The organism is Maritimibacter alkaliphilus HTCC2654 (assembly GCF_000152805.1).
Classification (GTDB): Bacteria; Pseudomonadota; Alphaproteobacteria; order Rhodobacterales; family Rhodobacteraceae; genus Maritimibacter; species Maritimibacter alkaliphilus.
The window spans coordinates 1,678,261-1,693,107 of sequence record NZ_CH902578.1; the positions used below are offsets into that span (position 1 = coordinate 1,678,261).

The 14,847-nt window shown below is 63.9% G+C and carries 13 protein-coding genes; 6 read left to right on the forward strand and 7 right to left on the reverse strand.

Annotation, left to right across the window (positions count from 1 at the left end; translation table 11 throughout):
- Nucleotides 1-101 precede the first annotated feature (101 nt).
- Nucleotides 102-1,508: a 1-acyl-sn-glycerol-3-phosphate acyltransferase gene (locus RB2654_RS09195; protein ID WP_008330713.1), complete on the reverse strand. Its 1,407-nt coding sequence runs from the start codon at nt 1,506-1,508 to the stop codon at nt 102-104.
- Between the two features lie 158 nt (nt 1,509-1,666).
- Between RB2654_RS09195 and RB2654_RS09200 the strand changes: the two genes are divergently transcribed.
- From RB2654_RS09200 to RB2654_RS09215, 4 genes are all read left to right on the forward strand, one after another.
- The gene (locus tag RB2654_RS09200) at nt 1,667-2,005 is read left to right on the forward strand and encodes a hypothetical protein (protein WP_008330716.1); all 339 of its coding nucleotides are present in this window, start codon (nt 1,667-1,669) and stop codon (nt 2,003-2,005) included.
- A 133-nt stretch (nt 2,006-2,138) separates the two neighbouring features.
- Nucleotides 2,139-4,115 carry a protein meaA gene (locus RB2654_RS09205; RefSeq protein ID WP_040885586.1) on the forward strand — a complete coding sequence of 659 codons (1,977 nt, stop codon included), beginning with the start codon at nt 2,139-2,141 and terminating at the stop codon, nt 4,113-4,115.
- A gap of 160 nt (nt 4,116-4,275) precedes the next feature.
- The gene (locus tag RB2654_RS09210; protein WP_008330732.1) at nt 4,276-4,620 is read left to right on the forward strand and encodes an H-NS histone family protein; all 345 of its coding nucleotides are present in this window, start codon (nt 4,276-4,278) and stop codon (nt 4,618-4,620) included.
- A gap of 143 nt (nt 4,621-4,763) precedes the next feature.
- Nucleotides 4,764-5,750: an aldo/keto reductase gene (locus RB2654_RS09215; RefSeq protein ID WP_008330734.1), complete on the forward strand. Its 987-nt coding sequence runs from the start codon at nt 4,764-4,766 to the stop codon at nt 5,748-5,750.
- Nucleotides 5,751-5,756: 6 nt separating this feature from the next.
- Here the strand turns inward: RB2654_RS09215 and RB2654_RS09220 are convergent, their stop codons facing one another.
- From RB2654_RS09220 to RB2654_RS09230, 3 genes are read right to left on the reverse strand one after another with little or no spacing between them, the layout of a single operon-like run.
- On the reverse strand, nt 5,757-6,893 hold the full coding sequence (locus RB2654_RS09220) for an ABC transporter permease (protein WP_008330736.1): 1,137 nt from the start codon (nt 6,891-6,893) through the stop codon (nt 5,757-5,759).
- Nucleotides 6,890-7,558 (reverse strand): ABC transporter ATP-binding protein, encoded by a 669-nt coding sequence (locus tag RB2654_RS09225; protein WP_008330738.1) that lies wholly within the window; start codon nt 7,556-7,558, stop codon nt 6,890-6,892. Before RB2654_RS09225 ends, RB2654_RS09220 begins: the two co-directional genes overlap by 4 nt.
- Nucleotides 7,555-8,091: an ABC transporter substrate-binding protein gene (locus RB2654_RS09230; protein WP_008330740.1), complete on the reverse strand. Its 537-nt coding sequence runs from the start codon at nt 8,089-8,091 to the stop codon at nt 7,555-7,557. Before RB2654_RS09230 ends, RB2654_RS09225 begins: the two co-directional genes overlap by 4 nt.
- A 189-nt stretch (nt 8,092-8,280) precedes the next feature.
- Between RB2654_RS09230 and RB2654_RS09235 the strand changes: the two genes are divergently transcribed.
- Nucleotides 8,281-10,962, forward strand: a complete 2,682-nt coding sequence (locus RB2654_RS09235) for a bifunctional acetate--CoA ligase family protein/GNAT family N-acetyltransferase (protein WP_008330742.1) — start codon at nt 8,281-8,283, stop codon at nt 10,960-10,962.
- Between the two features lie 73 nt (nt 10,963-11,035).
- Nucleotides 11,036-11,959, forward strand: a complete 924-nt coding sequence (locus RB2654_RS09240) for a histone deacetylase family protein (RefSeq protein WP_008330744.1) — start codon at nt 11,036-11,038, stop codon at nt 11,957-11,959.
- A gap of 127 nt (nt 11,960-12,086) precedes the next feature.
- On the opposite strand, the gene RB2654_RS09245 is transcribed toward RB2654_RS09240, so the two are convergent.
- From RB2654_RS09245 to boxA, 3 genes are all read right to left on the reverse strand, one after another.
- Nucleotides 12,087-12,995: a helix-turn-helix transcriptional regulator gene (locus RB2654_RS09245; RefSeq protein ID WP_008330746.1), complete on the reverse strand. Its 909-nt coding sequence runs from the start codon at nt 12,993-12,995 to the stop codon at nt 12,087-12,089.
- Between the two features lie 95 nt (nt 12,996-13,090).
- A complete protein-coding gene (locus RB2654_RS09250) occupies nt 13,091-13,507 on the reverse strand; it encodes an acyl-CoA thioesterase (RefSeq protein WP_008330747.1) in 417 nt (138 codons plus the stop codon).
- Nucleotides 13,508-13,576: 69 nt separating this feature from the next.
- Nucleotides 13,577-14,770: a benzoyl-CoA 2,3-epoxidase subunit BoxA gene (gene boxA, locus RB2654_RS09255; protein WP_008330748.1), complete on the reverse strand. Its 1,194-nt coding sequence runs from the start codon at nt 14,768-14,770 to the stop codon at nt 13,577-13,579.
- Nucleotides 14,771-14,847: the final 77 nt, after the last annotated feature.

Sequence of the window (14,847 nt, forward strand, 5' to 3'; positions counted from 1 at the left end):
GCTCAAACAACAGATTGCCGCGACGCAGAATCGCGGTTGCTGATGCAGCATTACGGGCGGATAGGTAACAATGCAACCCTACTTAAGCACATTTTGTAATTTTATGTCGCGTCGAATTCGTCCGTCTGCGCAAGGCCGGGGCTGAGATGCGCGATGGAATGCGCGTAGTATTCGACGACGGCCCGCTCGTCCGGGTTGACCGTCAGCCTTCCGCCCTCTTCGACCAGCACCCGGCGGACCAGCAGCAATTCGACCCCCTGCTCCACCGGGTCGATGTCGAGCGCGCGGGGCATGTGGATCTGCGCCCCGCGTTCCCGCATGTCGCGCACCATGCGGTTGAACCGTTCCGCCACCTCGGCGCGGGTCAGCCCATCTTCCTGCGTAAAGACCGCCGCAACGACCGGGACCGGCAGCACCGGCACCACTGCACGGATGCGCGCCATGATCCGCCGCGCAAGCTGCATCGTCGTGCGCTCGCCCAGCATCGGGTGGTCGTGCAGGAATTCCGACAGCGACAGCGGCTCGCCCACACTGACGCTTGCGTAACCGAACCGGCGGAACCGGCCTGTGAAGCGCAGGAACAGGTGGGCGACCACGTGGCGGACAACGTCGAAGGCGCGCAGACGGAACTTGCGCACCCCGGTCTGCCCGGCGGCGAGCAGCACCCGATCCTCCATCACCCGGTCATAGTTGATCGCAACGGGGACGAAGACGACATCCCGGCTTTGCCCCGGCTCGAACCCTTCGAGGATGTAGGAGATCAAGCCAAGCTTCGGCTCCCCCACGGCGCCGGTCAGGCTCAGGCCGCCCTCGGGAAACATGCCCTGCGTCGTGCCGCTTTCCGTCGACATGCGGATATATTGGGCGAGCACCTTGCGATACAGCGCGTTGCGGCTTTTGCGCCGGATGAAATACGCCCCCATCGCCCGGATCAGCGGCCCCAGCGGCCAGACCCGCGCCCATTCCCCGACGGCATAGGACAGGTGACTGCGTTTGCCGGCCAGCCACGTGACGAGCACGTAATCCATGTTCGAGCGATGGTTCATCACGAAGACCGCCGTGGCATCCTGCGGGATGCTTTCGATCACCTCGGCGTCCAGCTGGTCGATCCGCACCCGGTAGAAAGCGCGCGAAATGAACCGAGACAGGCGGATCGCGAAGCCGAAATACAGGAAAGCCGAGAACCGCGGCACGATCTCGCGCGCATAACGGCGGGCGAGTTCGAAACCGACCTGCTCCGGCACGCCTTCGTCGCGGGCGTGCTGCTGGATCGCCTTGGACACTTCGGGGTCGTAGATCAGCCGCTGGATCATGTCGTAGCGTCGCGCGATCTTGAACGGTTCGATGGGCCGCGTGAGCCGCTGGTTCAGCCGTGCGACCGCGCGTTCCATCCGGCGACGAAAGAACCAGCGCACCGACGGAAACAGGAAATGGGACGCAAACGTCACGGCCGCGAAGGCGAGAATGAGGATCAGGGCCCAGAGGGGCAGTTCCACCGTGCGGTTCATGTTTCCGTTGTGCCGTCAGGACCGGCCCGGAACAACCAAAATCGCGCCATGCGGTGAGTGGGCCATCATCCAACCCCCTCCTTTAGGGGGTGACGCAAAGTCAAATCAGGGCTTATCCTGAGTTAGTCGGGACACACACATGGAAGGGGGCCATATCCATGAACGCGATCAGAACCATTCTCAAGGGCGCCGTCGCCGCCGCGACCGTCGCCGCCGCAACCCTGCCGGCGGCCGCGCTGGACCGCCGCGTGACCATCGTCAACAACACCGGCTACACGATGGTGCGCTTCTACGCGTCGCACCGCGATGCCCGGAGCTGGGAAGAAAACATCTTTGGCGGCAAGGTGCTGTATTCCGGCTACAACGTCGTCATCAACATCGACGACGGCTCGGGCTACTGCATCTTCGACTTCAAGGCGGTGTTCGACGACGGTGACGAGGTCGAGAGCTTCGGCAACAACGTCTGCGAGTTGTCGACCTTCACGTTCAACCCGTAAGGCCGCTGCAGACCGCGCACGAATGTGACCCGAAAATCGGGGCTTGCGAAATATTGTTGCTTAGCGATATTTGCTGCACTGCAACATGAAGGACGAGTCACCGATGCCGACCGATATGCCGACCCGCGACCGTATGTCTTCGAAGTCCGATCGCCAGATGGATCGCCCGTGGCTGTTCCGGACCTATGCAGGGCATTCGACCGCCAAGGCCTCCAACGCGCTTTATCGTTCCAACCTGTCGCGCGGGCAGACCGGGCTTTCGGTGGCTTTCGACCTTCCGACCCAGACCGGATACGACAGCGACCATGTGCTTGCCAAAGGCGAGGTCGGCAAAGTGGGCGTCCCGGTCGCGCATCTCGGCGACATGCGGATGCTGTTCGAGGATATTCCCCTCGAACAGATGAATACCTCGATGACGATCAATGCGACGGCACCTTGGCTGCTCGCCCTTTATATTGCCGTCGCCGAAGAACAAGGCGCGGATATATCCAAATTGCAGGGCACGGTTCAGAACGACATCATCAAGGAATACCTGTCGCGCGGCACGTATGTCTGCCCGCCGAAACCGTCCTTGCGGATGATTACCGATGTCGCCGCTTATACGCGCGAGCATCTGCCGAAATGGAATCCGATGAACGTGTGTTCCTATCATTTGCAGGAAGCGGGCGCGACACCGGAAGAAGAACTTGCCTTCGCGCTGGCCACCGCCATCGCGGTGCTCGACGACCTCAAGACCAAGGTGCCGGCCGAAGCGTTTCCGGCCATGGTCGGCCGCATCTCGTTCTTCGTGAACGCCGGGATCCGCTTCGTCACCGAAATGTGCAAGATGCGTGCATTCGTTGAACTTTGGGACGAAATCACCCGCGACCGCTACGGCGTCGAAGACCCCAAATTCCGCAGGTTCCGCTATGGGGTTCAGGTGAATTCCCTCGGCCTGACCGAGCAGCAGCCCGAGAATAACGTCTATCGTATTCTCATCGAAATGCTCGCCGTCACACTGTCGAAAAACGCCCGCGCCCGCGCCGTGCAATTGCCCGCGTGGAACGAGGCGCTTGGTCTGCCGCGCCCGTGGGATCAGCAATGGTCGCTGCGTATGCAACAGATCATGGCGTATGAGACCGACCTTCTTGAATATGACGACCTGTTCGATAATAATCCGGCGGTCGAGAAGAAGGTGGCCGCGCTGAAAGAAGGCGCGCGCGCTGAATTGGCCCAGATCGACGGTATGGGTGGCGCCGTCAAAGCGATCGAATATATGAAATCGCGTCTGGTTGAATCCAATGCCGAGCGTATTTCCAAAATCGAAGGCGGCGACACGACCGTGGTCGGCGTGAATAAATGGACCGAGGCCGCACCGTCGCCCCTGACCTCCGGCCCCGAAGCGATCATGGTCGCGGACCCCGAGGCCGAGGCCGACCAGATCGCGCGCCTGCAAGATTGGCGCAGGGCCCGCGACGAGGCCGCCGTGAACGCCGCGCTCGAGGACCTGCGCAAGGCCGCGCGTTCGGGTGAGAATATCATGGAAGCCTCGATCGCTGCGGCAAAGGCGGGCGCCACGACCGGCGAATGGGGCGACGCGGTGCGCGCCGAATTCGGTCAGTATCGCGGGCCGACGGGCGTGTCGAAAAACCCGTCCAACCGCACCGAAGGGCTCGACGATATTCGCGAACAGGTCGCTGCCGTTTCGGCGGCTCTGGGAGAGAAAATGAAATTCCTCGTCGGCAAACCCGGTCTCGACGGGCATTCCAACGGGGCCGAGCAGATCGCGGCGCGGGCGCGTGATTGCGGCATGGATATTACCTATGACGGCATTCGACTCACGCCCGAGGAAATCGTGGCCTCGGCCCTGGAATCGGGTGCCCATGTCGTCGGTTTGTCCATTCTTTCGGGTTCTCACGTCCCTTTGATCGAAGATTTGATGACTCGGATGCGAGAGGCCGGGCTGGGCCATATCCCCGTCATCGCGGGGGGTATTATCCCCGAGGCCGATGCCGAGCGTCTGAAGGCGATGGGGGTCGCAAAAGTCTATACACCAAAGGATTTCGAGCTGAATGTCATCATGTCAGACATCGTCACGCTCGTCGATCCGCGCTCGAAGGCAGCCGAGTAACGCCACACGATTGACAAAATGGTTAATAGCGCCAACCGCTTAGTCGCGGTGCCGGTGCGGGCTTGGCTATTGTCGGCACACCTATTCTTCCGTATTGGTATTCTCGCCGTAATTTGTAGCTTGGTAATAGTCTCCAAGACCCACTCAAAGGACCACTCACATGAAATTCAATCTCAAGGGCATGTCCCGCAAGGAACTCGAGAAACTGAAGGCCGACGTCGAAAAGGCGTTGGAAAAAGTCGGAGACGAAGAAAAACGCGCGGCCCTTCAGGCTGCCGAGAAAGCCGCGAAATCCTTTGGGTACTCGCTGGACGAATTGTCCGATGTGAAGCCGGTCAAACGTGCGCCCAAGGCCGCGAAATCGTCGGACGGTCGCGCCAAGGTCGCACCGAAATACCGCAACCCGGACGACGCGAACATGACATGGACCGGCCGTGGCCGGAAACCCAAGTGGGTCGAGGCGCATCTGGAGAAGGGCGGAACGCTCGAACAGATCGCGATCTGACACCCCGAACTAGCGTGACCGAAAACCGAAAGCGCGGCGCCGCCATGGTGCCGCGTTCCTCTTTTTTCCGGTTCGGGCCGGTCGCGGGTTTCCATCCCGACGCAGGCCGATATGATCCCGCCGACACCTGACGGGAGAACGCCATGAAAACGCGCAAACTGGGGCAGAACGGCCCCGACGTATCCGCCATCGCATTGGGCTGCATGAGTTTTGCGGGCTTTTACGGCGAAACGGACCGGGACGAGGCGTTCGCCACACTCGACGCCGCGCGCGACGCCGGGATCACGTTTCTCGACACCTCCGACATGTATGGCAAGGGCCTGTCCGAAACCCTGATCGGCGAATGGCAGAAGGACCGTGGACACCGGTTCCAGATCGCGACGAAGGGCGGCATCGTGATCGGGGCGCCGCGCGGCACAGCCGACAATTCGCGCGAATACCTGCGCGAACATCTGGAAGGCTCGCTCGAACGGCTCGGGGTCGACAGCGTCGAACTCTACTACGTCCATCGCCGCGAATTTCCCCGCCCGATCGAAGAGGTGACCGAAACACTCGAAAGCTTCCGGCAGGAGGGTCTGATCGGCGCGTTCGGCTATTCCGAGATTTCGCCGGCCGCCCTGCGCCGCGCATCCAGCGTGGCCCCGGTGGGTGCGGTCCAGAACGAGTACTCCTTGTGGACCCGACAGCCGGACCTCGGCCTCATTCAGGCCTGCAAGGACCTGGGAACGACCTTCGTGCCGTTCTCGCCGCTCGGACGCGGTATTTTCGGCGACAGCGACCTCGACCCGGCGCGTTTCCGCGACATCGACTTTCGCAAGAGCAACCCGCGGTTCATGGAGCCCAACTTCAGCGCCAACATGGAGCATGTCCGCGCTCTGCGCGCCTTTGCCCATGACCGTGGCTGGACGACCGCCGCGGTCGCAATCGCGTGGACGCTTCAGCAGGGCGATCACCTCGTGCCCATCCCCGGCACGCGCAATGCCGCGCACCTCATGGAATGGGCGGATGCCGACGAGATCATCTTTACCGAGTCCGACCGCGCGGCGCTGGACCAGATCATGCCGGTCGGCTGGGCCCATGGCGACCGCTACTCCGACGCGCAGATCGTCGGGATCGAACGCTACTGCTGATCCGGCCTATTTGCCCCTGAGGATCGAAGCCGGATCTTCCGAAGCGGCACGGATCGCGGGGACATAGGCCCCGATCAGGCCGATGCCGAGGCCGATGGCGACGGCACGTATCAGGAGCGTGCCGTCGATCACCGGTTCGACGAATCCTTCGACCTGCGGCGACCAGGCCACGATCCAGGCGACGGCGATCCCGACCAATATGCCCAGCGCGGACCCGGCGATGGTCAGCCACGCCCCTTCGAGCATCAGCAGACGGACGATCCGTCCGCGCGGCCATCCGACAGCCCCGAGGATGGCGATTTCGCCGCGCCGTTCGTTCACCGCCATCGCCATCGTGTTCAGAACCGCGAGCGCGGCGGAAGCCACGGCCACGGTCGACACGACCCAGGCGAGGATGGTCGCGATCCGCAGGTTGGAATATTCCTGAACCAGCGTTTCGGTCGGATCGACGGACAGGTCGGGAAAGCGTTCGGAGAGCCGCGCGATGGCCGCGTCCCGCTCGACCGGCGACAGGTCGTCGGACAATTGCACGACGATCGAGGTCGCCTGCCCGTCGCGGTAGGTCTGCGCCTGCATGTCCTCGATCAGGGTCAGCGCCCCGTTCATCGCCATCACGCCTTCCGACGTGTATAGCCCGGTGACCACGAAATCCGTCGCGAACACCTCGACCAGATCGCCGACCCCGACATCCAGCCGTTCCGCCAGCCGGGTGCCGAGCGTGATGCCGCCTGCGACCGTTTCGGTCCGGTCTTCGGGAAGGGGGAAGCGGCCCTCGACGATCTCCATCGCGCGCATGCCGAAGGCGTCGGCGGGCCAGCCGATGATGAAGCTCGTCGTGTTTTCGCCCACGGTGGTCATCCGCCCGAGTTCCGGGGCCGCCGCCGCCACGCCTTCGACCTGCGCGACCTCGTCCACGAGACCCACGGGCACGACCGAGGACAGCACGTCCGCCGCGCCCGCTTCGGTCAGCACCACGTCGGTGCCGCGCGACGAGAAGCTTTCGACCAGCGTGCCCTCGATGCCCTTCACCAGCCCCAGAAGCGCCACATAGGCCGCGATGGCCAGAACGACGCCCAGAAGCGTCAGGCCGGTCCGCCACGGGCGGTGGGTGAGGTTCAGCGCGGCAATCCCGGTGAGTGTCATTGACCCCCCTCCAGCTTGCCGTCCACGATCTGCACGGCGCGGGTGCATTGCGCGGCCACGCCCATGTCGTGCGTCACGATCACGACGGTGGTGCCGGAGGCATTCAATGCTTTGAGCAGCTCCACCACGTTGGCCGAATTCGCCACGTCCAATTCGCCGGTCGGTTCGTCCGCAAGCAGCACCTCGGGCGCGTTCGCGAGCGCGCGGGCGATGGCCACGCGCTGACGCTCGCCCCCGGAGAGGCCCGCGGGATGCCGGTCGGCGTGGGCGGCAAGCCCGACACGCTCCAGCGCCGCCCGCGCCCGTTCGGCGCGTTCACGTGCCGAGGCGACGACACCGATCATGGGGGTTTCGACGTTCTGCGTGGCCGTCAGGGTGGGCAAGAGCCAGTCGTCCTGAAACACCAGCCCGATCTTTTCGGCCCTGAGCCGCGCCCAATCGGCCCGGCTACGCGGCGTCACGCCCAGACAGGTCACGGTGCCCGCGTCCAAGCCGATGAGACCCGCCATGGCATAAAGCGCCGTCGATTTGCCCGACCCCGACGGCCCTGTGATCGCCAGCATCTCGCCCCGCGCGACATCGAGCGACAGGTCATCGAGCGCGGGATGCTCCATCGCCGGATAGGACTTGAGCAGTCCGCGCGCCGAAATCGCAGCCTCGGTCACGATCCGGTTCGCTCGAGCCAGTTGATGAGGCCGGGGATGTCGCCCGAGATCAGGATGGGCTGAAAATCGCGCTGCTGCTGCTTTGTGATGAGCAGACCTTCGAGCGCGACGTTCACGACCTTGAAGCTGGTCCCGTCGCGTCTGAGGTAAAACTCGACCATCAGCCTGCGCCCACCTTCGTGCACTTCCGTTCCCACCAGCGTGAGGTTCCCGTTCTCACGCACGCCCAGAACTCTGAGACCGCCCTCACCCGCCGACTGGAATTCCTTGTAAAAGCGTCCGGCGACACTGGCATGGTAGGCGGTCACATAGGCCTGCGTCGCTTTCGGGCGATAGGCTTCGGGCAAAGCGGCGAAGGCCATCGCGTTGATGTCGAAATAGCGACCGAGGATCAGGGCCGTCTGCGAAACGCTGGTCTCGGCGGCATCCGAGATCTTGCCGCTCAACCGTTGCACGAAAAGGGACGCATCCGCGAACGCCGGGGCGACGCCCGCCATCCAGACCCAGAGCATTGTGACGACGATCCTGAACATTCGACCTTCCTATCCGTTTCCTCACCCTAGGCAACCTGACAGGTCAGGTTAAGCCCGCGCGACAACATGGACCACATCGCCGTGGTCCGGTTTGACACGGGTCAAGGAATTGAAACCTAATGCGGTCAATGTGCGCAGGGGTGGGAGGACCATGTCGATGCGCCGCAGAAGTGGCCCAAGGAGCCGGTAATGGAAGACAGCCCTCTCAAGGGGATGATGGACCCCGAAACGATCGCCGTGTTCGGGGCTTCGGACAGTTCGACGAGCGTGGGCGCGCAGGTGTTCTCGAACCTCGTGACGGACGGGTTCGGCGGAACGATCTATCCGATCAATCCCAAGCACAAGAAGGTCGGCGGGCTGACCTGCTATCCCTCGGCCACCGCCGTCGGGCGCGAGATCGACCTTGCCGTGATCGCCACGCCCGCCCGCACCGTGCCGGGGATCATCCGCGATTGCGGCGAGGCAGGTATCAGGAACGCCATCGTCCTGTCGGCGGGCTTCGGCGAAGGCGGCAACAAGGGCGCGAATTTCGAGGCCGATCTGAAAGCCGCCGCCAAGCGGGCCGGCATACGGTTCATGGGGCCGAATTGCGTGGGCCTCGTTCGACCGTGGAACAAGATGAACGCCACCTTTCTGCGCGCGGGCACCCCGCGTGGGCGGCTCGCGCTGATTTCGCAGTCCGGCGCGCTGTGTTCCGCTATCTCCGACTGGGCCGGACCGCATCACCTCGGCTTTTCTGCTCTGGTGTCGCTGGGCAATTCCATCGACATCGACTTCGGCGATATGCTGCAATATCTGGCCTCGGACCATCACACGGATGCCATCCTGCTTTACGTCGAGGGCGTGCGCCATGCCCCCGGCTTCATCTCGGCCCTGCGCTACGCGGCCCGGCTGAAGCCCGTGATCGTGTTGAAGTCCGGGCGACACTCGTCATCGTCGGAGGCCGCGCATACCCACACCGGGGCGCTGATCGGGTCGGACGCCGTATTCGACGCGGTGCTGGAACGCGCGGGCGCGGTGCGCGCCATGACCTTCGGTCAGCTTTTCGCAGCGGCGGAAATCCTGTCGTCCAGCAAGAAAGCGACCGGCAACAAGCTGTCGATCATCACCAACGGCGGCGGCGCGGGCGTGCTGGCCGCAGACCGTGCGGCGGACCTGAACCTCGTGCTGCCGGAACTCGACCCCAAAACGAAGGCGTCACTGGAAAAACTGCTTCCGAAATACTGGAGCCACGCGAACCCGGTGGACATCCTCGGCGATGCGGGCGCGCATGAATACGGCGCGGCGGTCAAGGCGGTCTATGACGATCCCAACACGGACGGGCTGCTCATCATGCTGACCCCGCAGGCCATGACCGATGCGACCGCCGCCGCGCAAGCGGTGGTCGATGCACTGCCGAAACGGCGCAAGAAACCGGTTCTGGCCTGCTGGATGGGCGAGGCGAGCGTCGGCGAAGGGCGCAAGCTTCTGTCCGAGAACGGGGTGGCCGATTTCATCTCGCCCGAACGCGCGGTCGAGGCATTTTCCTACCTTGCCAAGCACCACCGCAACCGGCAGTTGGCCCTTCAGACCCTTGGACCGCTTTCGCCCTCGACCGCGCCCGATCTGGAAGGCGCGCGGCTCATCATCGCGAACGCGCTGTCGGAAGATCGCGAGATGCTGTCGGACCTTGAAAGCAAGGCGCTGCTCAAGGCGTTCCGCATCCCGATCAACCTGACGGTGGAGGCCGAGACGGCCGCCGAAGCCCTTGTCGCCGCCTCATCCGTTGGCTTTCCCGTGGCGATGAAGATCTCGTCGCCCGACATCACGCACAAATCCGATGTCGGCGGCGTGCGGACCGGGATCGGGGACGCCGCCGAGGTCAAACGCGTGTTTCGCGACATACAGGAACGGGTGAAACGGGAGCGTCCCAACGCGCGCATCCGGGGCATCACGGTCGAGGCCATGTCCGACATCGAAGCGCCGCGCGAACTGGTGATCGGTGTCAGCCGCGACCCGGTGTTCGGCCCCACGATCCTGTTCGGTGCCGGTGGCACGGCGGTCGAGGTGATGAAGGACAGCGCCGTCGCCCTGCCCCCGCTGAACGCCGTGCTTGCCGAACGACTGATCGCGCGCACCCGGATTTCGCGGCTTTTGGAGGCCTACCGCGACAAGCCCGCCGCCGACCACGACGCCGTCGTTTTCGTGCTGCGCCGGATTTCGATGATGGTCAGCGAATTGCCCGAGATCGTGGAACTGGACATCAACCCGCTGATCGCCGGGGCGAACGGCGTGCTGGCGGTGGACGCCCGCATCCGGGTGGCGCGACCGCCTGCGCGCGATGGTCATTACGATCACATGGCGATCCATCCCTATCCACGGCACCTCATCACGCAGGAACATCTGTCGGACGGGACGCCACTGGTCATCCGTCCGATCCGGCCCGAGGATGCCGAGAGCGAGCAGGCATTCGTCAAGAACCTGTCGGACGAGGCGCGGATGTTCCGGTTCATGGGCATCCTGAACGAGCTGTCGCCGGAGATGCTCGTCCAGTTCACACAGATCGACTACCGCCGCGAAATGGCGCTGGTCGCCATGGCCGAGATCGACGGGAAAGAGGAACAGTGCGGCGTGGCGCGTTATGTCATCAATCCCGATGGCCGCAGCGCCGAATTCGCCGTCGTCGTCGGCGATCAGGTGCGCCATCAGGGGATCGCGACGCGGCTCATGAAGGGTCTGTTCAACGCGGCGCGCGACCACGACCTGACGACGATCGAAGGCACGGTGCTGAAAAACAACGCGCCGATGCTGAAACTGATGAGCGAATTGGGGTTCACCACGCGGATGGACCCGGACGATGCCGAACTGGTGATCGTGGAACGCACGCTTTGACGCGACGAAAGACCACCGCTCGGGTTGGGGCCCCGCGCGGTAGGATGGACATGGGGACAGGCCGGGAGGGGACATGCTGGCTTTCATTTCGCACCACGAGTGCTACGACCACGACGCGGGGCCGATGCACCCCGAACAGCCGCTCAGGCTGGAGGCGATCAACAACCAGCTCATATCGTCGGGCCTCGACTATGTGCTTCGCCACTACGATGCGCCGCTCGTCACACGTGAGCAGCTCTTGCGGGTGCACGACGCCGATTACATCGAGCGGGTCTATGCCATTGCGCCCGGTCAGGGGATGCAGTCGATCGAGGTCGATGGCGACACGGTGATGTCCTCCGGCACGCTTCGCGCCGCCGAACGGGCGGCGGGCGCGGGTGTCATGGCCGTGGACCTCGTCATGGCGAACGAGGCGAACCCGGCCTTCTGCGCCGTGCGTCCACCGGGGCACCATGCCGAACGGAGAACGGCGATGGGGTTCTGCCTGTTCAACAACATCGCCGTCGCCGCCGCCCACGCGCTGGACGCGCACGGGCTGGAACGTGTGGCCATCGTCGATTTCGACGTCCATCACGGCAACGGGACCGAGGACATCTTCCGATCCGAGCCGCGCGTGCTGTTCTGTTCGTCCTTCCAGCACCCGTTCTATCCCTTCACGGGGCACGAGAAGGAGACCGACAACCTTGTCGACATTCCCCTGTCGGCTGGGGCCGGGTCGAAGGAATTTCGCGCCGGGGTCGAAGACCACTGGCTGCCGCACCTCGAGGCTTTCGAGCCGCAGATGCTGTTCATCTCGGCCGGGTTCGACGCCCATGTGGCCGACGATATGTCGTCGCTGCAATTGACCGACGACGACTATGAATGGGTGACGAAGGCGCTGGTGGGCGTGGCCACGCGCCACTGCAAGGGCCGGATCGTTTCGATGCTGGAGGGCGGCTACGAGCCGGGGGTTCTGGCCCGGTCGGTGGTGCGGCATCTGAACGTGCTTCTGGGCTGACGATGGATTTCGCCTGCTGACGCAGTCGACCCGCTGGGGGTGGCCGGCCAGGTCATTTGCCTGCAAACATGACCACCCAGACCCCCTGCGAGGTATTTTCGGACCAGAGAAGAGGGGCGCGGCGCGCTCAGACGAAGCCACGCTCGCGGATGAGGCCGGTGAGTTCGGCGAGGCTTTCGTCTTCGGTCTTGCCCGACGTGTCGAGCTGGGCGAGCGCCTTGTCGTAAAGCGCCTCACGCGAGGTGAGGATGGATTTGAGTTGATCCATCGCCTCGGGATTTCCGGCCATGGGGCGCTCGTCGCCCTGTTCGCGCACACGTGCCATATGTTCGGCGGGGGTCGCCTTGACCCAGATCGTGTGGAAGTGGTTGAGGAGGCGATTGTAGGTTTCCGGCTCGGCCACGATCCCGCCCGCGACCGCGAGGATCATCGTGTCGTGGGTCGCGATCACGCGGCTCAGGGCCTGTGCTTCGAGCCGCCGGTAGCCTTCCTGCCCGTAGAACGCCATGACCTCGTCCACCGGCATGCCCGCCTGTTCCTCGATCTCGCGGTTGAGTTCGACGAAGGGGATGCCCAGCTTCATGCCCGCCCGGCGCCCGAGCGTCGACTTGCCCGCGCCGCGCAGGCCGACGAGGCAGACGCGGTTGGCGCGCCGTTGCGCCGTCGGTTCGGGCGACAGGGTGGCGAGCACCGCCTCCTGCACCTGCGCCGTTGCGCTGCGATAGAGGTCGGCGATCCTGAGCGCGTCGGAGGTCCAGGGATCGTCTTCGCCCACCAGCCACTCGATCTTGTGGTCGAGCGCATGGGCCACCTTCTGAAGCAGCCCGATCGAGATGTTGCCTTCGCCCGCCTCGAGCTGGGCGAGGTAGCGCGGTGATACGCCGGACTTTTCCGACAGCACGCGGCGCGGAATGCCCTTGCGGTCACGCGCGGCGCGCACCCGTTCGCCCACGCGCGCGATCAGGTCATCGACGACCCGGTCGGTCTCGGACTGTTCGGCGCGGGCTTCGCCGCGGAAGTTGGTGATCTCGGCCATGCCGCCTCATGTTCAATAGTGCATAAATCCTAGGCGCAGCCGGCCCCGGCTTCAAAGGGATTCGCAGGGATCTGGGGATATAGTGCACAAATGTTTCAGTTTCGCACAAGCGGCGCGAGCACCGATCTGACCCGTTCAGGCGGGGGTTGCTTGGAAAACGTGCTGGCCTTCACGAAAACCTCGGTGAAGCTGCCTTCGAAACAAAGCGTGCCATCCTGCCGACCGATGACCTTGAAGGTGATCGAGGTTTCGCCCATCCGGCTGGGGAAGACTTCGCATTTCAGGATGTGACGGGGCGTGACCGGGGCGCGGAAGTCGAGGCTCATCGACACGAAGGGCATGCCCATGTCGTGATCCAGTTCCTGAATGAACCAGCCGCCGCCGATCTTGTGGTGCAGAAACGCGTTGATCGCATCGAGACAGAAATTCGGGATGCGGCCCGTGTAGACGATCTTCGCCGGATCGCAGTCGGCCCAGCTGACCAGAATGTCGTGGATGAACGGTTCTGCCATGCCCCTGCCCCCTCATGCAATCGGGGGCACGCGGCCCCCGATCCGTTGTGTCTTCGATGCGGACGGACCTCAATAGGTCTCGACGTGATAGCGCCCGTCTTCGCGCATCTTGTCGCGGATCGGCTTCCACTCCAGCCCCTCGCCGCGGGCGATGTCGGCCAGCGCCTCTTCGACCCCGTGCTCCATCTCTTTCTTGCCGCAGATGTAGAAATAGGCGTTGTCGGATTTGAGCAGCTTGGCCACCGCCTCTTTCTCTTCGCGCAGCTTGTCCTGCACGTAATGCTTGGGTTCGTTGTCCAGACGCGAGAAGGCGAAGACCTTGCGCAGGAAGCTTTCGGGCACCTTCTTGAGCGGGCCGAAATAAGGCAGTTCGCCGGGTTTGCGCGCGCCGAACACCAGCGTCATCTTCTCGGTCGCCGTCGGCATTTCGCGCTGGCGGCGCATGGTGAAGCCTCGGAACGGGGCGGACCCGGTGCCGGTGCAGATCATCAGGAGTTCGGCATTCGGATCGGACGGCAGGAGGAAGGTCGAGCCGAACGGGCCGGTGACGCGCACCTTGTCGCCCTTTTTCAGATCGCAGACGTAGTTGGAGCAGATGCCCTGTTCTTCCCGCTTCACGGTGAGCGACAGGTTGTTGTAGCCCGGACGCTCGCCGTCGCGAGGACTCGACACCGAGTAGAGGCGGGGCAGGTGCGGTTTGCCGTCGGCGGTTTCGCCCGGCGGGATGATCCCGATGGACTGACCTTCGAGCACCGGCATGGGCTGGCCCGCGAAGTCGAGGATGATGTGGCGCACGTCGGCGTCGCTGTCCTCGGCGGTCAGGCGGTAGTTGCCCTGAACCGTCGCTTCGATCGGCTTGCCGAGGTTGTAGAGGTTCACGGTCGCCTTGGACGCGGATTTGGGCGCCACCGATTTGCCGCCCGCACCGGAATGCGCCTCGGCCAGAAGCGCGGCCATTTCTTCGTCCAGCGCCTCCATCGACCCGTCGCCTTCGGCGGAGGGTTCGACATCGCCTTGTTCGGGCAGTTCGGTCCACTCGAACTGTTCGTCCAGCGAATAGGGTTCGTTCACCACGCGCCATTCGTCGATGGAGCCGGTGGGGCAGACCGGGATGCAATCCATGCAGAAGTTGCACTTCTCGGCGTCCACCACGACGTTGTCGTCGTTATGCGTGATCGCCTCGATCGGGCAGGTCATTTCGCAGGTGTAACACCGGATGCAGATTTCCGGGTCGATCAGGTGCTGCTTGAGCGGTTTGTTCATGGCGTGTCGCTCCGGAATGGCTGGGTGGTCGGGCGCGGGCCCGCTTCACTGGCGTTTCGGTCTTGTTTACGGGGTCC